This window comes from Treponema sp. OMZ 803 (assembly GCF_024181165.1).
Classification (GTDB): Bacteria; Spirochaetota; Spirochaetia; order Treponematales; family Treponemataceae; genus Treponema.
Genome location: NZ_CP051195.1, coordinates 863,547 through 885,171 on the forward strand (window position 1 = coordinate 863,547; position 21,625 = coordinate 885,171).

The window sequence follows — 21,625 nt, forward strand, 5'->3', positions numbered from 1 at the left end:
CGGCTAGTCGATATCCCGGTCTTCGATGCCTTCGACAACGCTGTGCAGGTAATCGCAGTCGGGGTTTACACAGGCTTTATAGCTTCCGTTCTTTTTATCGTATTTTTCAACCATGAACCAGCCGCATTTGGGACATAGTGCGTTGATAGGCTTAAAATGAGAGATAAAGTTACACTTCGGAAAGTTGGTGCAACCGAAAAATTCTTTGCCTCGTCCTTTTGCCCGTCGGGATACGATATCTCCGCCGCAGCCGGGACGCGGGCATTTAGCCAATGGGATAGATTTGGTATTGCGGCACTCGGGGAAACCCTCGCACGCCAAGAAAAAGCCGAAGCGGCCGAGCTTTTTCATCATTCTTTTGCCGCATTTTTCACACGTAAAGTTTGTCGGCTCATCGAGGCTGCCTTTCAAACTGCCTAAATGCGCCATCACCGAATCCACCTGTGCAATGAACGGGGTGTAGAAGGAACCGATAATCTTTGACCAGTCGGCATTGTGTTCTTCTATTTCGTCCAGTTTTTGTTCCATACCGGCGGTAAAATTGACGTCGATCACATCGTTGAAGTTTGCGACTAGCAGATCATTGATTATTCTGCCGAGCTGGGTGGGAACAAGCTGCTTATTGGAGCGGTTGACATAGTAGCGATCGAGCAGTACCGAAATAATCGGCGCATACGTCGATGGGCGTCCGATGCCTTTTTGTTCCAGCATCTTAACGATACTTGCGTCGGTATAGCGGGCGGGCCCCTGCGTAAAGTGCTGTTCGGGGGTCAGGCTGTCTACCGTCAGGGTGTCGCCGGTTTTTAAGGCCGGTAACGCCTTGCCCTTTTCTTCTTTTGAAAGGAGCAGATTGAGCACGGCGTAGAATCCTTTGTCCGTTACCTTGGTAGAAGCCGTTCTAAAGACCGCATCTCCTGCGGAAATCTCATAGCTGAGCGTTTCGGTCTTTGCGCCGGTCATCTGGCTTGCAACAAAGCGCTCCCAGATAAGTGTATAGAGGCGCAACTGGTCGCGGTTGAGGTAGTCTTTCAGATAGTCGGGCGTATAAGTACAATACGTGGGGCGGATACCTTCGTGGGCGTCCTGTGCTTTTGCTCCGACGCTGTAGAAATTGGGTTTTTCCGGTAAAAAAGCGGGATATTGCTCGCCGATCCAGTTGCGCACTTCCGCAAGGGCAACATCGGAGATACGCACCGAGTCGGTACGCATATAGGTGATTAAACCGACGCGGCTTGAGCCGACGGCGATACCTTCGTATAGCTGTTGGGCAATCTGCATCGTTTTACGGGAGGTAAAGCCGAGCCGATTCGCTGCCGTTTGCTGCATCGTCGAGGTTGTAAACGGAGGCTTGGGATGGATGGTCTTTTGGGTACTTTTGATATCGGTAACCGTTGCTTCTTTTCCATTCAGTACATCGATGATAGCCTGTACTTCCCGCTCGTTTTTAAGCGTCGGTTTTTCTCCTTTATATAACGCGAGCTGGGCATCGAAGGCTGTTTTTCCTTTTTTAAAGGCTCCTTCCAGCGTCCAAAATTCTTCGGGGATAAAATTCTCTACCTCCGCTTCCCGTTCGCAGATGAGGCGCAGCGCAACCGATTGTACCCGCCCTGCGGAAAGCCCGTTCTTTACTTTTTGCCAGAGTAGGGGAGAAAGGTTATAGCCGACAAGTCGATCGAGTACACGGCGGGCTTTTTGCGCATTGACTTTCGCTTCGTCGATATCCATAGGATTTTGCACCGCAGTTTTAATTGCCTGCGGCGTGATTTCGTTAAAGACGATGCGGTTTATCGGAACCTCTTCGCATTTTTCTCGTATCGCATTGCAGAGATGATAGGCAATAGCTTCCCCTTCGCGGTCATTATCACTTGCGAGAAAGACATGCTTGGCGTTCTTTGCATCCTGTTGCAGTTCCTTCAAAAGTTTTGCGCGGCCGCGTACGGTGATATATTCGGGTTGAAAGCCGTGTTCTATATCGATTGCGATACGGGACTTCGGTAAATCGATTAAGTGCCCCATTGAAGCCTTAACCGTATAGCCGCTGCCTAAGTATTTTTCGATTGTTTTTGCTTTTGCCGGCGATTCTACGATAATCAAGTTTGTTTTTTTCGTTTTTGTCGCGGTTTTTTTCGCCATTTATCGTGCTCCTTTCTCAAACAAAGGTAGTTGTATCTGCCCGTCTCTCTGCAAATACTGCAAGGTTGGGTTTGCCCATTCGCGTAAAAGGTCGCCGACATGTTCAACCGGAATTGCTCCGTCCTCAGCGAGCTTTTTGCAGCCGGTATTCTGCACGGAATCCTGTAATCCGGCATATACGCATACGTCGCGTCCTTGCTCGAGGGCAAAGTCCGCAGTAATGAGCGCTCCCGATTTTGCCGGCGCTTCGACGACAACGGTTGCGCGGGCTAATCCCGAAATAATCCGGTTACGCTGCGGAAAGCGATAGGCAAACGGCGGTTCCCCGGGCGCATATTCGCTGAGGATGCACCCGCCCGTTTCGAGTATCCGGCCTGCGAGCCGTGCATTGCTCTGCGGATATAACCGGTCAAGTCCGCATGCCAGTACTGCGGTCGTTAGGCCGCCGCCCTCCAAGGCGCCTCTGTGCGCAAAGGTGTCGATGCCTCGTGCCAGCCCCGAAATAACGGGGATACCGGCGTGCCCGCATTCGGTACCCAGCTGCAGTGCCGCTTTAATACCGTTCCCCGTCGGGCGGCGCGTGCCGACAATTGCCACCGCAGGCGTATCGGCTTGCGGTAAGATGCCGCGGTAGTACAGCAAAAAAGGCGCATCGGGAATTTCCCGTAGCAGGGGAGGGAAGTCGGAATCATCGTAGAACGTCATGTTGATTCGGCAATACTTCATCAGCGCCTCGGCTTTTTCCACTGCCTGCGGCAGTTGTTCCGGTTTATAACTGCGTGTGCGGAGTGTCCGTCGTATCATCCGACTGAGCGTATCTATTGAACTTACTGTAAGTGCTTGTAAAGTGTCAAGCGTGCGGGCAAGTAAAAGGCGCTCGCTCCCCTTTAGAAAAGAGCAGTACGAGAGTGCAATGTAGAGTTTTCGCCGTTCCGAATCGGTTTTTGTGTTCATTATGATAGGTATAGAATCCTATTACCTGCTCAATACATTGCAGTTGCCTAAGCGTTAGCGCCGGGCATTTTCTACAAAGGCCTTGTTTCGTTCGGCATCGGCGCGCTGTTCGGCGCTTCCGCTCGTTTTGATAATACGGTCGTAGGCGGCAATCGCTTTCTCATATTGACCGGTCATGTAATAAGCGCGCCCAAGGATAAATAGGGAATCCAGCGGTTTTTTTTCGCGGGTTGCTACCGGTTCCATAATCGTAATGGCATCTTCCGGCCGATTCAATTCAAAGACATAGAGAACGGACAGTGCATACACCGCCCGCGTATAGGTGGGGTCAAGCTCCACGGCGCGTTTATAGGCGGAAACCGACAAGTCAAAATATGCCCGCCGTTCGTCAAGGCTCATATTCGGGTAATCGAGGGTACTTTTTGCGATGACGGCAGCACATACGCCGATTTGATAAAATACATGCTGATTTTCGGGGAAATATTCCAATGCGCTGCGGAAGGCTTCCAGCGCTTTTTTGTACATCTTTTTATCCATGTACCGGCGGCCGAGAATTTTGTACCAAATGCCGATTCGCTGTTCCATCGTCAGGATATCATTCACCTTCCCCTGATATTTTTGAATTGCCGATTGTAATTCTTCTATAGAAGAGGGATTCTTGACACCCATCTCCATATCCTGCATCCGCCGTATAAAGGCGTTATCTTTACAGGCAACGCAAAGGAAAAGAACGGAACATAATAACCCGATATACGGAACTTTCTTCGATTTCATGTAAACCTTCCATCTTTGTGCGATATTTTAGCTTTGTCAAAATTTGCCGTCAGCTGATGAATAATGCGATTCATCTCTGGTAAACTATTCTTATATATCTTTGTTTGATTGTCAATATTACCGTTGCGGCAAGGTATCTGGCTCTGCTTGGAGATATCTTCTAAAAATCTAACCGAGTTCTTTTTAGATGCCCTTAACTTCTGCGTAAAATATTGCGATTCCTTTTCTTTTTTACTATAATGGACACTCAAAGTAGGGAAACACCGGTTAATCCGAATGCGAATCAACAACCCCGATGTAGGGCATCGGGATATTAAGCTTTCCGCACGAATCAACACGTTATTAGCGCACCCTCTCAAGTACAAAGGAGTTTTTTATGTCTGCTAAGGAAATACCGATTGAAGAAATCGCACTGCAAATTGTCCTTTCCGTCGGAATTATCATTATCGCTGCGAAGTATCTCGGTCTTCTTGCTAAAAAAATCAATATTCCGCAGGTTGCCGGAGAAATCGTTGCAGGGCTTTTCTTACGTTACCTGCCTTTTTTTCATAATTTCGGCGGTTCCGAACCGAATATTATCTACGCCGAAACCAACCAGTTTATCGAGTATATGTCCGAGATCGGTGTCATCTTGATTATGTTCTCTGCCGGTTTGGGGACTAATTTAAAATCGCTTGTTAAATCCGGCATAAAATCCACCGTGATCGCTGCCTGTGGTGTTATCGTACCGTTGATTTTAGGCACGGCTATGGCATTGGGCTTTTGGGGCTTTGACGGATTTGGGACACCTGTATTTTATCAAGCTCTGTTTATCGGAACTATCTTAACGGCAACGTCGGTCAGTATTACCGTTGTGGCCTTAAAAGAACTGGGAAAGATAAATTCGGAAGTCGGGCAAACAATTATCAGCGCTGCAATCATCGATGATGTCTTCGGCATTATTGCATTAACGGTTGTACTCGGTGCCAGTTCCGGCAAAGGCGACTACCTTGGACTTATTATAAAAACGGCAGCTTTCTTTGCCGCTTCGTTAGTTGTAGGTTACCTAATTTATCGAATTTTTAAATGGTATGATAATAGGCATCCGCATACCCACCGTATTCCGATTTACGGACTGGGAGTTGCTTTGATTTTTGCCTATTGTACCGAACGGTTCTTCGGCATCGCGGATATTACCGGTGCGTATGTTGCAGGAGTTGTGTTTTGCAACTTGCATGATGCCTCTTATATGGAACAAAAAATAGACATCAATTCATATATGTTTTTTAGTCCTCTCTTTTTTACTGCCATTGGGCTTAAAACGGACTTAAGCGGTCTGAATATGAGCTTGATATGGTTTTCGATAGCCTTTGTGCTTATCGGCTGCTTGGCAAAGATCATCGGCTGCGGCGGTTCGGCATTGGCTTTGGGCTTTAAGCGACGGGAATCGCTCCAGATAGGGCTGGGAATGATGGTACGCGGCGAGGTAGCCCTCATCGTAGCGCAAAAAGGTCTTGCTGTCGGTATGGTTAAGGCCGAATATTTTGCGCCGGTTATTTTACTGATCATTGTTTCTTCTATGATTGTGCCTATTTTACTCGGAAAAGCATTTTCGGAAAAAAATCTGCCCCCTGCAGGGACACCCGCCGTATAGCACATCAGGACGTATCCCATTTTCCTAATCATCGGGAAATGGGACACATAAGGCTATAGGGCGCAGTTGCTTATCGGCTTTCGTTCACAAAGACACGCGGAACACGCTTGTGAATGCCGCAGGTAATTTCGTAGGGAATAGTGCCTGCAATGTCTGCCAGCGTTTGTGCGCTGTTATCCTGCGGATTCGGGCCGAAAATGCATACTTCGTCCCATCGCTGCACCCATGGGTGCGCGCCGAGGTCAACCATACATTGATCCATACATATTCTACCGACAATGGGGAAAAATTCGTTGCCGATGCGTACCTTCAACCCGGGCGAAAGCGCGCGGCGTAAACCGTCCGCATATCCGATCGGAAGCGTTGCAATATAGGTATCCTGTGGGGCTGTCCAGTTGCGCCCGTAGGAAACGCAGGTGCCGGCGCGTATTTGTTTTATCAGTACCACCTGCGTTACCAGTTCCATAACGGGTTTTACGTCGATAGCTGTTGCTGCGTTCTGTACGGGCAAGTAGCCGTAGGCAAGGAGTCCGGGGCGCACCATATCAAACCGAGCTTCCGGCAACAGCTGTACCGCACCTGAATTGGCAGCATGAACGAGTGGAATGTGTATACCCGTCTGTCTGATTGCTTCAACGGCATCGCTAAAACGTTCGAGCTGACCTTTTGTAAAAGCACGATCGGATTCGGAATCGGAATCCGCAACGGCAAAGTGCGTTGCGACGCCTTGTAGCCGCAAGTGTTTTGCCCGCACAATTTGAGTCGCTAATTTTACAGCTTCCGACGGCCTGCAGCCTATCCTGCTCATGCCGGTGTCCACTTTAAGATGTACCGCGACGGTTTTCTTTTGCACATCGGCTACGCGGTTAAGCTCATTGATAAATTCTTCGTCGATCACGAGCGGTTCCAGTTTATAGTCAATAATGGAGTCTATTTCTTCCAAAATCGGCAGACTGAGCGAAATGATGGGAGCGACAATGCCTGCCTCTCGAAGTTCTATACCTTCCTGCACGGAAGCGACGGCAAGATACGAAACCCCTGCCCGAATAGCTGCAATCGCCGTTCGTACGGCACCGTGTCCGTAGGCATCCGCTTTGACCGGTAAACATATCTTTGTTTCCGGAGCAAGGGTTTGTTTGATTTGGGTAATGTTATGTTTCAGATTATCCAGATGGATAATCGCTTTTGTTGCACGCATGGGCGGCATTGTACTGCAAACGGCAAATAATTGCAATTTATAAAAAAACGCCTTAATACGTTTACCCCGAGGCGCGCCCTTGACATTATTTTTATGAGTGATATACTAGCGGCGTATTTGTAAGTTTTAGCTAATTAGTTGAGGGCTTTATGTATATTACACAGAATAAAAAACATACCTTTGCCGCAATTTTGTTCGCTTTATCGTTCATATTTATTCCGGTTAGCGGACTGTATGCCGCAAATGACGAAGAGGTGCTGGATTCGTGGACAGGAATTGTAAAAAAGATGGAAGTGCATCTCAATAATGCTTACGATCTTTATACTCAAGGAAAATCCAAAGAAGCGTATGACGAAGTGAACGTTGCCTACTTTAGGTTTTATGAATCTAAAGGGATGGAAAAGATAACGATGGGGTACCTTTCTGGTGCCCGCAAAACAACGGTTGAAAATGCGTTTTATGAATATCGTCGAAATGTATACAGCGATAAAGACAGCGAGATGGTAAAAGCGCATAAAGATAAGCTTATTGCAATGCTTTACCATGATGCAGCCGAGCTTGACGGCACGTTGGACGAAAGCGGCAGCGAGACTGCAAATACCGCTCAATCGGCAGTTGTTGCAACGTTTATTTCCTGTTTTGTATTGGTACTCCGCGAAGGCTTGGAAGCAATCCTTGTTATCGCCGCTATTATCGCCTATCTTGTAAAAACGGGAAAAAAGAAATATATCATGTCGGTATATGTCGGTGCGTTGGGCGGTATCTTGGTAAGTATTCTGCTGGCCTTTTTGTTCGGCGCTGTTGCCGGTGCTCAGAGCGGCATCGCTCAGGAAGTTTTTGAAGGCATCGGTATGTTTGTCGCAGTTATCGTGTTGTTCTATGTCAGTAACTGGATGCTTTCAAAGTCCGAAACCGAAGCATGGGAACGGTACATTCATAAGAAGGTTGAAGCATCGGTTTCTACCGGAAATAAATGGGTCTTAATTTTCGCGGCCTTTATTGCAGTTGCGCGTGAAGGTGCCGAGCTTATTCTCTTTTTCCAGGGCGTTCCCATTCATGGAACGAGCGGCCGGAATGCAATGATCTTGGCGATTGTGCTGTCAGCGATTGTACTGATTGCCGTATTCCTAGTATTTAGGTTCTTAACCGTGCGGTTGCCGTTAAAGCCTTTCTTCTTGGTTACCAGTATATTGATGTATGCGATGTGCTTTTCGTTTACCGGAAAAGGTGTGTCGGAACTGCAAGCTGCCGGTGTTGTCAATAAGACCGTTATTCCGTGGATGGGCTTTGAAATGGACTTCCTCGGCATTTATGCAACGTATGAAAGTCTCATTCCGCAGATTATCGTACTCGCGGTGATTATCACAATGTCTGTTGTGTATGCAAAAAAGAATAAACAACAGCGTGCTCAAATTGAAGCTGAAAAGGCGAAGATTGAGCAAAAGTAAAAAGATATAGGCCAATCTCAAAAGCAAAGTTTTTGAGATTGGCGATGACAACTGCTTTTGGGCTGCCGGATTGCGGAAAATAACCGGTGTCCTGCAAGGCTGTAATGAATGTGAAACAAAAAGAAAATAAAGATATTTATAGGAGGATAGTTTCAAAATGAAGAAAACCGTATCTTTTCTTTTTGCACTGATTGCAATCGCTTTTGTGCTTGCATCATGTGAAAAACCTGCGCAAAAGCAGGAAATGGCAAAACCCGCTGCAGAACAAAAAGCTGCGGCTCCTGCACCGACTGAAGAAGAAGCTGCAGGTTTTGATGAGTTCCCAATCGGAGACGAACAGGATGTAGGCCCGCTCCACATCGGTGGCGTTTACTTCCAGCCGGTTGACATGGAACCTGCCGGAAACAGCCTTTCCAAGAACGAAGCTGACTGCCACATCGAAGCGGATATCCACGCAAATGATGAGGGTAAAGCGCTCGGTTACGGCGTAGGCGACTTTGTTCCGTATCTTCATGTTAAGGCTTATGTTCAAAAGCAAGGCTCGAGCAAAGTGCAGGAAGTTGCATTTATGCCGATGAATGCCGATGACGGCCCCCACTACGGTGCAAACATGAAGTTCGAAGAAGGTCTCGGCAAATACAATGTCAAATTCGAAATCAAAGCTCCGGGTAACGATTACCTGTTGCACGTTGACAAAGAAACCGGTGTTACCGGCCGTTTCTGGACGGAACCGCTCGTTGTCGAATGGAAAGATTTTGAATGGAAAGGACCTCAGTGGTAAACAGTATGCAGTTTTAAGGCGGTGCCGGTTCATTTAAATAGTTAATCGGTATGTCTTACAATCAACCTGTTTGGAAACTTCCGTTTCGGGATAGGTTGTCTTGGAAACTGCTTTGCCACACTAAGCGGTAATCGTTATTCTTTCTTTGCAAGATACTCCTATTGAAAGGTATGTTTTGGGAAAGAGTGGCGGTTACCGCCGGTTTTTTCTTGGAGGTGTATCATCTTAAAATTTTATATAAGAGTTTTTGAAGCAGGTATCGCCTTTGCATTGGTGTTAGCCGTTGTATTTGCTTCATTTAAAACTCAAGAGTCCGAGAGAACGGAAGAATCCGAAAAAAAAACGGCTTGTCGTTTTAGCAAGTATGCTGCTGGGCTTTGCCGGCAGTATTGTTTCAGCAATTCTTAGATCAATTCCCAACTATATAAATAGAACACGTTTCGCTTTTTGGTGCATGGTTCCTGTTACCATCGCACTTCTCTTTTTACTCATCCTGCTTTTTATTTCACCCAATCTTAAACGAAAGATAGCGCATATATATGAAAATCTTTTTAGTGCGGCAATTTTCTTGTATGCAGCCTCGATGCTGTTTTACTATCTTCCCGTTATCATCATGCTGGCAACCACATTGGTTAATTACGGCGAAAGCGCGGTAAGTACGATTGTCTTATTCAGACTGATAGGCTATGTACTCGGTATTGTGTGTATGCTGTGCGCCGGTTTAGCGATCTATAAAACGTTGATTAAATTATCGGCCATAGAACTCAAGGTATCGGTTGCCGGAGCGCTTTGCATTTTTGGTGTTACGCAGGTGGTTGTTATTTTACAGCGCCTCTATTCGTTGGGGATTATTCCTCGCAACGACTTTATCTTTGCATTCATTGCCGCGGTCGTAAACCACGGCAATTTCTTTACCTTTGCAATTATCCTATTCATTATGATTCCGCCGATTATCCTCTGGCGGAAGAACCGGACAATTACGGAAACGTATCACAACAATGCAGAACTGCGGAAACTGAAAGCGCAAAAGCGCAACGCACGCCGGTGGGCGAAATTTTCGCTGGTCTTGCTGATCGGTTCGGTTTTATCTCTGTCCGTTTTGCGGCACTATGTCGACCGAGAAGTTCCGCTTTCGCCGCCGGAAAATTATACGATTGCCGACGGTATGGCGATGATTCCTATTTCGGAATTGGAAGATGATAAGCTGCATCGGTATGCGTATAATTCGGAGCAGGGAATTGAAGTCCGGTTTATTGCCATTAAAAAGAGCGAAGGCTCTTATGGCGTAGGGCTTGATGCGTGCGATATCTGCGGTCCTACCGGATATTTTGAACGGAACGGGGAGGTTATCTGTAAACTCTGCGATGTCGTGATGAACAAGGGAACTATCGGCTTCCCGGGCGGATGTAACCCTGTGCCGGTTGCATACATCATCCACGATGAAAAGATCAAGATAAAGATAGCCGATCTCGAAGCGGAAGCGCACCGCTTTAAATAGGAATATCCAGATGGAGGTTCGATAGCAATGTTTTGGAGAATGATAGCCGGTTCCCTCTTCCGTCAGAAAGGGAAGATGGCGATGATTGCGTTTACCATTGCGCTGGGTGCGAGTCTTTCAAGCGCAATGCTCAATACGATGCTCGGAGTAGGGGATAAGGTAAATCAGGAGCTGAAAACCTACGGAGCGAATATCAATGTCGTGCATAAAGAGGCCTCGCTTCTCGATGATATTTACGGAGTAGAGTCGGGGAGTACCAAAAAGTATTTACGCGAGGATGAGCTGTATAAAATTAAGACTATATTTTGGGCGTACAATGTTGTTGACTATGCTCCGTTTTTAAACGTGTCCGTTGAATATAAGGGACAAAATAAGCCCGTCCGCCTGACCGGTACATGGTTCGATTATAAAATAGACTTGCACACCGGACAGGAAGTTATTACCGGTATCCGGCGGATGCGGACGTGGTGGGAAGTAACCGGTGCTTGGGCTTCCGATACCGATGATTCCGCCTGTATGATCGGCAGCCTCTTTGCGGGGAGGAACGCTATTCATGTCGGCGATGTGATCGAAGTAACAGGCCCTGCCGGAAGCGCATCGTTGACTGTTTCCGGCATATTCAATTCGGGCAGCAACGAGGATGAGTACATCTTTACACCCCTTCATACGGCGCAGCGCCTGTTAGGAAAAACCGATGTATGTGAAAGCATTGAGGTAAGTGCGCTTACGACGCCCGATAACGATCTCGCACGAAAGGCCGCGCGGAACCCTTTGAGTTTAACCATCAAAGAGATGGAGGTATGGTACTGCACCGCGTATGTCAGCAGTATCTGCTATCAGATTCAGGAAGTGATTACCGATGCCGTTGCAAAACCGGTGCGGCAGGTCGCCGAATCCGAAGGGGCGATTTTAAATAAGACCACGCTGCTGATGCTCTTAATCACAATTTTGAGCTTGCTCGCTTCCGCATTGGGAATTTCCAACCTTGTAACGGCAAGCGTGATGGATAGACGCGCGGAAATCGGTTTAAAAAAGGCAATCGGCGCGAGCAACACGGCGGTTACCGTATCGGTATTGACGGAGATTATGATTATCGGATTAATCGGCGGAACAATCGGCTACTTTGCCGGATTGGGTTTAACGCAGATTATCGGACGGAGCGTATTCGGTTCGGCTATTCCTCCTGCGCCGATGGTGATTCCGATTGTCGTGCTTATCATCTTTCTTATCACCCTGCTCGGCAGTCTGCCTTCGGTACGGTATTTACTCAAGCTCAATCCTACGGAGGTGCTGCATGGAAAATAAAATGCACGTCGAAAGCGGAAAGAGCGGATACGGGAGTGAAACGCTATGACAAGAAATAGAATGTATTTAAAGATGATTACAAGCTCGCTGATACGCCGCCGTTCGCGGATGCTTGTCGCGTTGTTGGCAATCGCAATCGGCTCTACGGTGCTGTCGGGTTTGTTAACTATTTACTATGATATTCCGCGCCAGATGGGGACAGTGTTCCGGTCGTACGGCGCAAATTTGATATTCCTTCCGGCGGAAAGCGAATCCAAGATTACGCAGGAGCAAATCGGCGCTATTAAGCAGGTGATTGACCCTGAGAAGCTGGTCGGTTTTGCGCCGTACATCTACCAGTCGGCAAAGGTAAACGAACAGCCGTACATGATCGCCGCGACGGATTTGGCAAGCGCAAAAAGCAATAGCCCCTATTGGCTCATTCGCGGGGATTGGCCGCACAATAAAAAGGAAGTGCTGATCGGGCACGAAATAAGCCGCAATATCGAGTTGGCGGTCGGCGATACCTTTATCGTCAATACGCCGAAGCCGAACGGCGATGTTACCGTCAACGAATGTACGGTGTCGGGCATCGTTACCACCGGCGGCGTAGAAGAAGAATTTATTTTTATGAGCCTTGAGGATATCAAAGGGATTATCGGGTATGATGATCAGTTTGATGTTATTGAATGCAGCATCGACGGCAATCAGGAGTACCTTAAATCGATAGCCGACACGGTGTCGAAGCAGGTGAACGGTATTACGCCGCGGCTTGTAAAGCGTGTAACGGAATCTCAGGATGTAGTCTTAAACAAGCTGCAGGCGCTCGTGTGGATTGTTACTATCATCGTGTTGTTCTTAACGATGATCTGCGTAACAACGACGATGATGGCGGTTGTCGCAGAACGTAGAAAAGAAATCGGCCTTAAAAAAGCGCTCGGCGCTTCGAATAGCAGCGTCGTGAAAGACTTTATGGGTGAAGCGGTGATGCTCGGTTTAATCGGCGGTATCTTGGGTGTGGTATTAGGCTATGTGTTTGCGGACAACGTGAGTATCAGCGTATTCGCCCGCGAGGTTTCGTTTCCGGTACAGCTTGCGCCGTTTACGGTCATCGCCTCGATTATTATCACGATTGTTTCCTGTTTATTCCCGGTACGCGCCACGGTAGACATTGACCCCGCTTTGGTTTTACGCGGGGAGTAGCAAAGGAGAATTATATGGATATTTTAACATTGAGCGGAATTTCAAAGATTTACGGCGACTTAAAAGCCTTGGATAATATAAATTTGGCGGTAGAAGAAGGCGAGTGGCTGTCGATTATGGGGCCGTCCGGTTCCGGTAAGACGACGCTGATGAACATCATCGGTTGTATGGATAAGCCGTCGCGCGGCAAGATTGAATTGGCGGGGCAGGATATTTCAAAATTATCATCAAAGGAATTAACGGTCGTACGGCGGGATACCATCGGCTTGGTCTTTCAGCAATTCCACCTCGTCAATTATCTTACCGCGCTTGAAAACGTGATGATGGCGCAGTACTACCACAGTATGCCCGACGAAGAAGAGGCGATGGAAGCGCTTGCGAGCGTCGGCTTAAAGGAGCGGGCAAAGCACCTGCCCAATCAGCTTTCGGGCGGAGAGCAGCAGCGCGTGTGTATTGCCCGCGCGCTCATCAATCACCCCAAGCTCCTGCTTGCGGACGAACCGACCGGCAACCTCGATGAAAAAAACGAACTTTTGGTTATGGAGATTTTCGAAAAGCTGCACAATACCGGCAGTACCATTATCGTCGTTACGCACGATCCGGAGGTCGCCGATCAAGCGGAACGGATGGTTGTACTTGAGCACGGAAAAATCGCGCGCATCGAAAAGATGAGCAGAACGCGGCCTGTGCTGCAAAAATAAGATGCACAGGGAAAAACACATTAGGGGCTTTTTAGATATACTACTGATTAGTATTACTGCCATCTGCGGGGAATATAAAAAAGCGGCCTGTGGCGTGGATTATGGAGTGGTGTAAGCGATTGCACAAAGACTCCAATTATAGTAAACTGGCGCGCATAATCGGAAATCGCTAAAAACTGCTTTTAGCGATTTCCTAAAATGTGGAGAAAGTTATGAAATCCTCTTTATTTTGTGCTACAACCGCTTCACCAGCAGAAAAGATGTTGCGGTATGTTAAACCGTTTCTTTTTATGACGTGCCTTTCAATTTTACTTGTTTGCTCATGTAGTAAAGCAGAACAAAAGCCGCTCACAATGGTTTTTTATCCAAATGAGTCAAGCGAATCCATGAAAGATGCCCGCGCTGCATTCAAAGAAATTTTAAAAGAAGCCGTCGGACGCGATGTTGAAATTTTGACAACGACTGACTATAACATCGCATTGGAAGCGCTCGTTTCCGGTAAGGCTGATATGGCTTATGTCGGTGCCGAAGGGTACCTTACCGCACATAAACGGAACAGCGCCGTTGTTCCCATTGCAACGAATTCGGGACCCAGCGGAACGCTTGAAGATGCAAAGTATTACAGCTTCATTGGTGTACAGCGGAAGGATGCCGATAGCTATAAAAAGGCTGACGGCAGTTTTGACTTAAGCCTATTAAAAGGTAAAAGAATGTCGTTTGTGGCAGCAAGTTCTACCTCTGGGTTTGTTATTCCCGCACGTGTTTTGGCAGCCGCTTTTGCTCTTGATAATACCGACGATCTTATATTGAGCGACAAAGTATTTTCTAAGGTGCTATTTGCCGGTTCCCACCAGGGCTCACAGGTCAACCTTTTTCGCGGCGATGCAGATGCGGCAGCCTTTGCCATCCCACAGACAATCGGCGTGTACGAACTGCTCGAAGGGGAAGCTTATAAAACCGGTGCCGTCTACCGCGTAACCGTAGGAGCTGATGAACCTTTTACCTCCTTTGCAGGAAGTGAAATGACTGTAATCCGTTCCATTCCCGTCTTAAATGCACCGATCACCGTCAACGCAAACACCCTTTCAGCCTCGGACATAAAAAAGATACAGGATGCGCTGACGTCGGATAAGACAGCTAATAATCCCGGAATTTTTAATGTAAAGGATTCCGGTAAAAAAGGTATATATCCTAAGTATTCCGAAAAGACACGGCTGGTTGCTACCGATGATTCCTGGTATGATGAGATCAGGAATTCTACTAGGTAATTATAATATTAACTTATTTCGGCAGAAGCACCGGGGGTAAAATCCTCTGCATGAATAGGGTTTGAATTGTTGATTACCTTTAAAGATGTTTCAAAACAATATACAGGCGGTAGACGCGCATTAGATTCCATCGATCTTACGATTGAACAGGGAACAATAGTTTCTGTTATCGGATCTTCGGGAGCGGGTAAGACAACCTTTATCCGCTGTATTAATCGGCTTATCGATTGCACTGCCGGTACGGTTGAGATCGACGGTGAAGTACTGCAAAAAATGAACAATCGCCGATTGAAACAGCTTCGTAGAAAAATCGGAATGATTTTTCAAAACTATAATTTAGTAGAACGGCTCACCGTTCTTGAAAACACGCTCCACGGCTGTCTCGGTGCTTTGCCGCTGTATCGTAGCCTATTCGGGCTGTATCCGCAGGGCGAGAGGGCGCGGGCTCTAGCAATACTCGAAGAACTCGGCCTTTCGGATTACCTTTATCAGCGGTGTGCAGATTTAAGTGGTGGTCAAAAACAACGTACCGGCATTGCGCGGGCATTGATGCAACGTCCGGAAATACTCTTATGCGATGAACCTGTCTCTTCACTCGATCCGCAAAGCGCACAGGATATCCTTGATTATATTGAAAAGATAGTTAGAGCGCGGAATCTTACTTGCATTATGAATTTGCATCATGTTGAATACGCAAAGCGGTATTCTGACAGGATTATCGGTTTAGGCAACGGAAAAGTGGTCTTTGACGGAAAACCGGAAGAACTCTCGGAAAAAGCGCTGCACACTATTTTTTCTTCCGGAACCCATACCGAAAAGAAAGACGGCCATGAAATTTGATATTCCGATAGGTAGGCAATATCCTGCCTTTGAATCACATCAGCACCGGCAATCGCCTTCTTCAGAGGCTTTCTTCAAGAAAAAAAAACTAAGAACATTGACTATCTTTTTCACGGCTGCCGCGTTATATACAGCTTCGGCAATTATGACGGGGTTTACGGCATGGAATGCACTAACAGGGATTCCACGCGGACTATATTGGCTGGTAAGGAATTTTTTTCCATCGGCACAATCGATTTCTGTGCTGCCACTTATTTTTAAAACTTCGCTGCACACAGCCGTTATCGCGATAACGGCATCAACTACAGCTTTTTGTGTTGCCTGTGTAGCGGCTGTTGCCGGTTCGCAAACAACCGGCCGCTTCCGCGTATTGCGTATTGTCTGTTCCGGTGCCGCATCTTTTTTTAGAAATATACCTCTTCCCGCATGGTCTATTCTATTGCTGTTATCTTTTAAGCAAAATGCCGTAACCGGTTTTTTGGCTCTTTTTTTTATTACCGCAGGACATTTAACCCGAGCTTTTACCGAAATTATCGACTCTCACGCCGAAGAATCGTATACGGCTTTGGAAGCAGCAGGCGTATCGTATATACCGATTATCATTCACGGCGTATTACCAAATGTCCTTCCGCTCTTTATTTCATGGCTACTCTATGCTATAGAAACCAATGTCAGAGATTCGGCATTGATCGGCATTTTGACGGGAACGGGTATCGGCTTCCTTTTTAATCTGTATTTTAAAAGCTTTCGTTATCCCGAAGCAGGTCTTATCATTTGTGTGCTGACGATACTCGTACTTTGCATCGACAGCATTTCCAACAGGGTGCGAAGGATATTACTATGAAAAACCATACCAGTATTGGCCGTTGCCGATTGCCGAGAAAAAAACAATATATGCCCTCTCTTGTATTTGCTGTTTTTTTCGGTGTCAGTATTTGGGGATGTTTTTTGCTTGCGCAGGAAACAATCGATTGGAAGAGTTCATGGCATAATCTGCTTCACTATGGACGCATCCTTTTTTTGCAGCCGAAGCGGTCGGATCATTTACCCATCGGTGAACTTGCGTACTCACTCGGTATCAGTTTTGCACTATCGATTTTAACGACGATCGGTGGTGCCGCTATCGCTTTTTTCTTGGCTCTCGGAGCAGCTCGAAATATCGCTCCTTCGGGTGTCGTAAAAATAATCCGTATTATTACCGCAATTATCCGATCAATTCCCACAATTATTTGGGTACTGGTTTTCTCGGTTACGATTAATATCGGTACCGATGCCGCCGTTATCGGTATGTGCTTCCATAGCATTGCTTATTTGGTAAAAGTGTTTTCGGAAAGCTTTGAACAGATTAACCGCGATACAATTGATGCTTTGCGAGCCTGCGGAGCGGGATTTTCCGGCATTATTACGCAAGCGGTTATCCCGGTTGCTGCAACATCCATTATTTCATGGACATTTTTCCGCTTCGAAATCAATTTTATCAATGCCGTCGCAATCGGCGCCGCCGCAGGATCGGGCGGCATCGGGTATTATTTATTCATGGCAGGCAATCTCTATTATGATATACGGGAAGTCGGCGTTATCACATACACTATTTTCGGTACCGTCATTTTACTGGAGCTGCTCTCTCTGCGTCTGCGGAAAGGAATCAAGCAGCATTAAAAAAATACCGACACTGTATAAGGAACCTCTAAAAACTGCAAACCTATCGGCTTGTTCTGTAAGGAAATGATTTGTCATATCCGCTAAAGCGGATTGCGAATCAGTTTTTAGAGGTTTTCCTTAAATTTAGTTGCGACGTTTAAAATTAAGTTATTATTGGATAAGACTTAATTTTAAACTTGTCGGGCATTTCTAAAAGCTAACCGAGCTTTTAGAAATGCCCATAGGGAGTTTTAAATGAAAAAAAATATAGCGCGTATCTTTGTATGTTTTTCGATGATATACACTGCTGTAGCCTTAGAGGTTAACGTACCTGAATTTAACTTCGGGATATTAGCAGGCAAGCAACCAAGCAGTTCGTCGCAATTCAGTATAGTCCAACAATCATCCATTAATTTCCGTTTACTTCACGGAGAACGTTTTTACAGCGACCTAAACCTTGCGCTCTATGTTCCTGATGTTCTGCGCTTTTTCCATCCGGAACAACTGTCGCGGATACCGGGACAATTTACTTGTGTTGATTTTTCTTTGAACTTTCCGAATTTTATAGGTCAGCCCCTGATTTTATCGGTCTTTACAGGACAACATCAGAGCCTTACGGGTGAACACTATAGCTTTGATTTTCTTAAGCAGCGTATGCGACCGGTAAAAATGTATGAAAACGATATTGCCGCACTTTTTACGCCGCCTCGTCCTCGTGAAGGCTTAGGTGTCAGTGCTGCAGGACTCATTTTAAACACTGGGTATGTAGGAGGCTCTTTCAGCTGGAACGGCGGAATAAAGGATAAACAAGAATACAGCCTATACGCACAGGGCGGTGTTTTCACAAATATTGCACTTATCAATGCAAACTTCTCCTTTCATATTAGTGATAAAGCGGCGAAAGTATCTCTTGCAACATCAGCTTCGGCACTTTTTACCGTTCATGATAATGTCGGTATTTTTACGCAGGTTGGGTTACATAAAACGAATTTCAGAAGCGCAACGCTACGAAAAGATCTTATCGGCAATATCTTTGCATTTTTTGAACCGCGTATCGCACTTGAACGCATGGACTTTGATTTTACATTCTTTATTTCCAAGATCCGAGACACTCAATCCGGCGGGCTTTTTCCTGTTGCACCGCTTATAAAGCCTTTTACTATCATTCATAATGAGCTATACGGCGGATTAAATATGTTCTTCGGTTTCGGAAGGATAGAATTAAATAAAATGCAAGGGGGTTTTCACAGTCTGATTGCACTGCCGATAACACGCCCCACGACTATGCCGCTATTAGTACTCGCCTTTACGCCGTTCTATACCCTGAATATCGGACCTTGCGATCTTGATTTCCGTTTTTCGTTTTACCCGCTCTTTTACGCTGCTCCTGCTTCTATGTTTGAAGCCAAGATAGCCCTGAAACGTAATTTATAAATGCATAAAATGCTACCCTTTATTGTAGAAAAATCATGAGCGGATATAAATGCCATTTTTGTGCCGAATGCGACGGATACGGCTGCCTTGGTGAACTGCCCGGAATGGGCGGCGTATTTCAAAGCGCCAATTTTATCAGCAACTGTTCTGCATGGCAGAAGTATTATAGCGATACCCTGTGCGATGATGTGCTACCTCCCATTAGATTGGCTCCTATTACCGGCGGTGTCGAAAATGTCGGCTATGGAGATGAAGCCGCGTTTTATTTCGATTTAATTGAAGCTTGTGCCGAAGCAGGATTCCTGCTCAGCATTGGAGACGGATACCCCGACGCAAAGATACAGGGAGGTCTTGCAGCCCTGCAGCGATACGGAAAAACCGGAGCGGTGTTCATTAAGCCGTATCCTAATCCCCGTATCTTTGAACGGATAGATTGGGTACGCAGCTCTGCCGATCTGGTAGGGATCGATATCGATTCCTATAATATTGTAACAATGCGTAACCTTGTTCAGCTTGAACAAAAAGATGCACAGAGCCTGAAAGAAATACAGCGGTATGCACAAAAACCTTTTGCAATTAAAGGAATATTTTTACCCGAAAATGTCGAGCTGGTAAAAGAGTTGCGTCCTGATGTTGCCGTTATTTCCAATCACGGTGGCAGGATAGAAACAAGACGCGGCAGTACGGCGGATTTTTTAGCCGAGTACGGCAGTACGCTCCGTAAGTTTGCAGGCGAGGTGTGGGTAGACGGAGGATTGCGGAGTCGCATGGATATAGTTACCGCAAAACGACTCGGTGCGGCACAGGTGATGATCGGTCGCCCCTGCATTACTGCACTGTTGAAAGATAAAGCTCAAGGTGTGCGGGAGCTGTACCGTCGCCTAACTGTAGGTTAAACATATTTGCGGAAAATGCTTGTCAGGATAGATAAAATACTCGCTGCGAACGGATTAGGTTCACGGAAAGATGTACGGCGGCTTTTGCGTAAAGAAGATTTCCGAATCAACGGCACACGGGTAACCGATGCGGGGACGCTGCTTGACCCTGAAAACGATACACTTTCACATAACGGAGAAAAACTGTACCTCCGCACCTGTTGTTACCTTATGCTGAACAAACCGGCTGGGGTTGTTACTTCCACCTCCGATCCGCTGCACCGCACCGTTATGGAGCTGCTGCCGCCGCCTTTTTCTGCAATGAGTCTTTTCCCCATCGGACGGCTCGACCTCGATACCGAAGGGCTGCTCATCATTACCGATGACGGAGAGCTTACTCATCGACTTACTGCCCCGAAATCAGCCTGTATAAAAAGCTATTATCTTGAAACAGCGGTTCCTTTCACCGAAGCCGAGTTTTACGTTGCCAAAACGGCCTGTGCTCAAGGATTATCACTCGGGAAAACTTTCACCTGTCTCCCTGCGATCTTTGAACGTACGGAAGCACAAAACATAAAAACGAAATGGGCATTTTTGATGCATATCTGCGAAGGGAAATATCATCAAGTAAAAAAAATGATAAAAGTGCTTGGAAATGAAGTAATCTACCTCAAACGAATTTCGATGGGGGGCGTTATGCTCGATCCGCAATTATCTGCCGGTTCTTGCCGCGAGCTTACCTCCGATGAAGTTACAGCGCTTAAGAAGATATAAGAATTGTTATTATTGCTGAAAGTGTTACAATCTCTAATTGGTATAAAATAAAAACGCCATAGCAACCGTTGAAAACAACGATAGCATGGCGTTTAATTATGGAACAAGATATTGAAAATTACAAAATGTACCGTTATTCCTCAGGTTCAAAATCGTCGGGAATATCAAGATTTGTGTATACGTTCTGGACATCGTCATCTTCTTCAAGACGCTCGACCATTTTTAATACTTTGCGGATTGTCTCTGCCTCCAAACTCATATACGTTGCAGGGACCATAGAGATTTCTGCAGAAACGGATTCAAATCCTTTTTCCTGTAAAGCTTCAAGCACGGAAGCAAAGTCATTGGGATCGGTTGTTACTGTGATAATACCGCCTTCAGTCTGAATATCTTCCGCCCCGGCTTCCAAGGCTTCTTCCATCAGTTTTTCTTCGCTTACTACTTCGGCATCGTATTCTATAACACCCTTGCGGTTAAACATATAAGCTACCGAACCCGTCGCACCGAGGTTACCCCCGTTTTTAGAAAAGAGGTTACGCACATTGGCTGCAGCCCGATTTTTATTGTCGGTCAGTACCTCTACCAATACCGCAACACCGCCCGGCGCATAGCCTTCGTACAACAGCTCTTCATAACTTGCACCGCCCAATTCGCCGGTACCTTTCTTGATAGCCCGTTCAATATTATCTTTCGGCATGTTAGCCGCACGTGCTTTTAATATCGCAGTTCTTAACCGCGGGTTACCGTTCGGATCCCCGCCGCCCATACGTGCAGCTATAGAAATTTCTTTAATAAACTTTGTAAACATCTGACCGCGTTTTGCGTCAGCGGCTCCTTTTGCGTGTTTAATCGTCGCCCATTTACTGTGTCCGGACATTATATACTCCCTCCGCCTTAAAAGGTTTAAAAACAAAATATGCGCAAAATTTATATCATATAAAGATAACCCTGTCAATTATACCTTTGAACCTTTGAAAATATGCGGGGCATCTACTGCGTCGCATCATTAAAAGTGTACATCCGTGTACACTTTTAATGGCGAATTTCGGCTTTGCCGAAATATCGCTTCTAGTTGAACCAGTGGCATCCGTGCCACTTCTGAAAATACTCAACGTACAAAAAGTACGTCTCCGCTTTATTCGTGCGGAGGGTTTAATACCCCGACGCTCTGCGTCGTAACAAAGGG

Annotated in this window: 19 protein-coding genes; 14 read left to right on the top strand and 5 right to left on the bottom strand. The window is 46.4% G+C overall.

The window, feature by feature from the left end:
• Positions 1-3: 3 nt before the first annotated feature.
• Genes topA through ABH09_RS03975 form a run of 3 tightly spaced genes read right to left on the bottom strand, consistent with a single transcriptional unit; the run spans position 4 to position 3,861 of the window.
• On the bottom strand, positions 4-2,133 hold the full coding sequence (topA, locus tag ABH09_RS03965; protein ID WP_253715292.1) for a type I DNA topoisomerase: 2,130 nt from the start codon (positions 2,131-2,133) through the stop codon (positions 4-6).
• Positions 2,134-3,087 carry a DNA-processing protein DprA gene (dprA, locus tag ABH09_RS03970; RefSeq protein WP_253715293.1) on the bottom strand — a complete coding sequence of 318 codons (954 nt, stop codon included), beginning with the start codon at positions 3,085-3,087 and terminating at the stop codon, positions 2,134-2,136.
• 54 nt (positions 3,088-3,141) lie between these two features.
• Positions 3,142-3,861 (bottom strand): tetratricopeptide repeat protein, encoded by a 720-nt coding sequence (locus tag ABH09_RS03975; RefSeq protein ID WP_253715294.1) that lies wholly within the window; start codon positions 3,859-3,861, stop codon positions 3,142-3,144.
• Positions 3,862-4,237: 376 nt separating this feature from the next.
• Between ABH09_RS03975 and ABH09_RS03980 the strand changes: the two genes are divergently transcribed.
• Complete coding sequence (locus ABH09_RS03980; RefSeq protein ID WP_253715295.1) at positions 4,238-5,494, top strand: cation:proton antiporter; 1,257 nt, start codon at positions 4,238-4,240, stop codon at positions 5,492-5,494.
• 70 nt (positions 5,495-5,564) lie between these two features.
• Here the strand turns inward: ABH09_RS03980 and alr are convergent, their stop codons facing one another.
• A complete protein-coding gene (alr, locus tag ABH09_RS03985) occupies positions 5,565-6,692 on the bottom strand; it encodes an alanine racemase (protein WP_162662890.1) in 1,128 nt (375 codons plus the stop codon).
• Between the two features lie 149 nt (positions 6,693-6,841).
• Between alr and ABH09_RS03990 the strand changes: the two genes are divergently transcribed.
• The 13 genes from ABH09_RS03990 (at position 6,842) to ABH09_RS04050 (ending at position 20,439) form a co-directional block, all read left to right on the top strand.
• Positions 6,842-8,140, top strand: coding sequence for an FTR1 family iron permease (locus tag ABH09_RS03990; protein ID WP_253715296.1), 1,299 nt, complete (start codon positions 6,842-6,844; stop codon positions 8,138-8,140).
• Between the two features lie 157 nt (positions 8,141-8,297).
• Positions 8,298-8,921, top strand: a complete 624-nt coding sequence (locus ABH09_RS03995) for an iron transporter (RefSeq protein WP_006190014.1) — start codon at positions 8,298-8,300, stop codon at positions 8,919-8,921.
• 289 nt (positions 8,922-9,210) lie between these two features.
• Positions 9,211-10,419 (top strand): Fe-S-containing protein, encoded by a 1,209-nt coding sequence (locus ABH09_RS04000; RefSeq protein ID WP_253715297.1) that lies wholly within the window; start codon positions 9,211-9,213, stop codon positions 10,417-10,419.
• Between the two features lie 27 nt (positions 10,420-10,446).
• Entirely contained in the window at positions 10,447-11,724 is a 1,278-nt protein-coding gene (locus ABH09_RS04005; RefSeq protein WP_162662893.1) for an ABC transporter permease, read from the top strand.
• Positions 11,725-11,769: 45 nt separating this feature from the next.
• Positions 11,770-12,906 (top strand): ABC transporter permease, encoded by a 1,137-nt coding sequence (locus tag ABH09_RS04010; protein WP_253715298.1) that lies wholly within the window; start codon positions 11,770-11,772, stop codon positions 12,904-12,906.
• Positions 12,907-12,920: 14 nt separating this feature from the next.
• A complete protein-coding gene (locus ABH09_RS04015) occupies positions 12,921-13,607 on the top strand; it encodes an ABC transporter ATP-binding protein (RefSeq protein ID WP_253715299.1) in 687 nt (228 codons plus the stop codon).
• 290 nt (positions 13,608-13,897) lie between these two features.
• Positions 13,898-14,875 (top strand): phosphate/phosphite/phosphonate ABC transporter substrate-binding protein, encoded by a 978-nt coding sequence (locus ABH09_RS04020; RefSeq protein WP_162664733.1) that lies wholly within the window; start codon positions 13,898-13,900, stop codon positions 14,873-14,875.
• A gap of 66 nt (positions 14,876-14,941) precedes the next feature.
• Complete coding sequence (gene phnC / locus ABH09_RS04025) at positions 14,942-15,715, top strand: phosphonate ABC transporter ATP-binding protein (RefSeq protein WP_203232443.1); 774 nt, start codon at positions 14,942-14,944, stop codon at positions 15,713-15,715.
• A complete protein-coding gene (locus tag ABH09_RS04030; RefSeq protein WP_162662901.1) occupies positions 15,705-16,559 on the top strand; it encodes an ABC transporter permease subunit in 855 nt (284 codons plus the stop codon). The genes phnC and ABH09_RS04030 overlap by 11 nt, the downstream gene beginning before the upstream one ends.
• Positions 16,556-17,374: a PhnE/PtxC family ABC transporter permease gene (locus ABH09_RS04035; RefSeq protein WP_253715300.1), complete on the top strand. Its 819-nt coding sequence runs from the start codon at positions 16,556-16,558 to the stop codon at positions 17,372-17,374. Before ABH09_RS04030 ends, ABH09_RS04035 begins: the two co-directional genes overlap by 4 nt.
• Before the next feature lie 237 nt (positions 17,375-17,611).
• A complete protein-coding gene (locus ABH09_RS04040) occupies positions 17,612-18,790 on the top strand; it encodes a hypothetical protein (RefSeq protein WP_253715301.1) in 1,179 nt (392 codons plus the stop codon).
• Between the two features lie 35 nt (positions 18,791-18,825).
• Complete coding sequence (locus ABH09_RS04045; RefSeq protein ID WP_162662907.1) at positions 18,826-19,686, top strand: alpha-hydroxy-acid oxidizing protein; 861 nt, start codon at positions 18,826-18,828, stop codon at positions 19,684-19,686.
• Positions 19,687-19,701: 15 nt separating this feature from the next.
• Positions 19,702-20,439, top strand: coding sequence for a 16S rRNA pseudouridine(516) synthase (locus tag ABH09_RS04050; protein WP_162662910.1), 738 nt, complete (start codon positions 19,702-19,704; stop codon positions 20,437-20,439).
• A 133-nt stretch (positions 20,440-20,572) separates the two neighbouring features.
• Here the strand turns inward: ABH09_RS04050 and ABH09_RS04055 are convergent, their stop codons facing one another.
• A complete protein-coding gene (locus ABH09_RS04055; protein WP_253715302.1) occupies positions 20,573-21,316 on the bottom strand; it encodes a YebC/PmpR family DNA-binding transcriptional regulator in 744 nt (247 codons plus the stop codon).
• Positions 21,317-21,625: the final 309 nt, after the last annotated feature.

What these genes read in the sequence shown, in the direction of transcription:
- topA (WP_253715292.1), bottom strand. Translation starts at nt 2,133, where the DNA reads ATGGCGAAAAAAACCGCGACAAAAACGAAAAAAACAAACTTGATTATC.
- dprA (WP_253715293.1), bottom strand. Translation starts at nt 3,087, where the DNA reads ATGAACACAAAAACCGATTCGGAACGGCGAAAACTCTACATTGCACTC.
- ABH09_RS03975 (WP_253715294.1), bottom strand. Translation starts at nt 3,861, where the DNA reads ATGAAATCGAAGAAAGTTCCGTATATCGGGTTATTATGTTCCGTTCTT.
- ABH09_RS03980 (WP_253715295.1), top strand. Translation starts at nt 4,238, where the DNA reads ATGTCTGCTAAGGAAATACCGATTGAAGAAATCGCACTGCAAATTGTC.
- alr (WP_162662890.1), bottom strand. Translation starts at nt 6,692, where the DNA reads ATGCGTGCAACAAAAGCGATTATCCATCTGGATAATCTGAAACATAAC.
- ABH09_RS03990 (WP_253715296.1), top strand. Translation starts at nt 6,842, where the DNA reads ATGTATATTACACAGAATAAAAAACATACCTTTGCCGCAATTTTGTTC.
- ABH09_RS03995 (WP_006190014.1), top strand. Translation starts at nt 8,298, where the DNA reads ATGAAGAAAACCGTATCTTTTCTTTTTGCACTGATTGCAATCGCTTTT.
- ABH09_RS04005 (WP_162662893.1), top strand. Translation starts at nt 10,447, where the DNA reads ATGTTTTGGAGAATGATAGCCGGTTCCCTCTTCCGTCAGAAAGGGAAG.
- ABH09_RS04010 (WP_253715298.1), top strand. Translation starts at nt 11,770, where the DNA reads ATGACAAGAAATAGAATGTATTTAAAGATGATTACAAGCTCGCTGATA.
- ABH09_RS04015 (WP_253715299.1), top strand. Translation starts at nt 12,921, where the DNA reads ATGGATATTTTAACATTGAGCGGAATTTCAAAGATTTACGGCGACTTA.
- ABH09_RS04020 (WP_162664733.1), top strand. Translation starts at nt 13,898, where the DNA reads ATGACGTGCCTTTCAATTTTACTTGTTTGCTCATGTAGTAAAGCAGAA.
- ABH09_RS04030 (WP_162662901.1), top strand. Translation starts at nt 15,705, where the DNA reads ATGAAATTTGATATTCCGATAGGTAGGCAATATCCTGCCTTTGAATCA.
- ABH09_RS04035 (WP_253715300.1), top strand. Translation starts at nt 16,556, where the DNA reads ATGAAAAACCATACCAGTATTGGCCGTTGCCGATTGCCGAGAAAAAAA.
- ABH09_RS04040 (WP_253715301.1), top strand. Translation starts at nt 17,612, where the DNA reads ATGAAAAAAAATATAGCGCGTATCTTTGTATGTTTTTCGATGATATAC.
- ABH09_RS04045 (WP_162662907.1), top strand. Translation starts at nt 18,826, where the DNA reads ATGAGCGGATATAAATGCCATTTTTGTGCCGAATGCGACGGATACGGC.
- ABH09_RS04050 (WP_162662910.1), top strand. Translation starts at nt 19,702, where the DNA reads ATGCTTGTCAGGATAGATAAAATACTCGCTGCGAACGGATTAGGTTCA.
- ABH09_RS04055 (WP_253715302.1), bottom strand. Translation starts at nt 21,316, where the DNA reads ATGTCCGGACACAGTAAATGGGCGACGATTAAACACGCAAAAGGAGCC.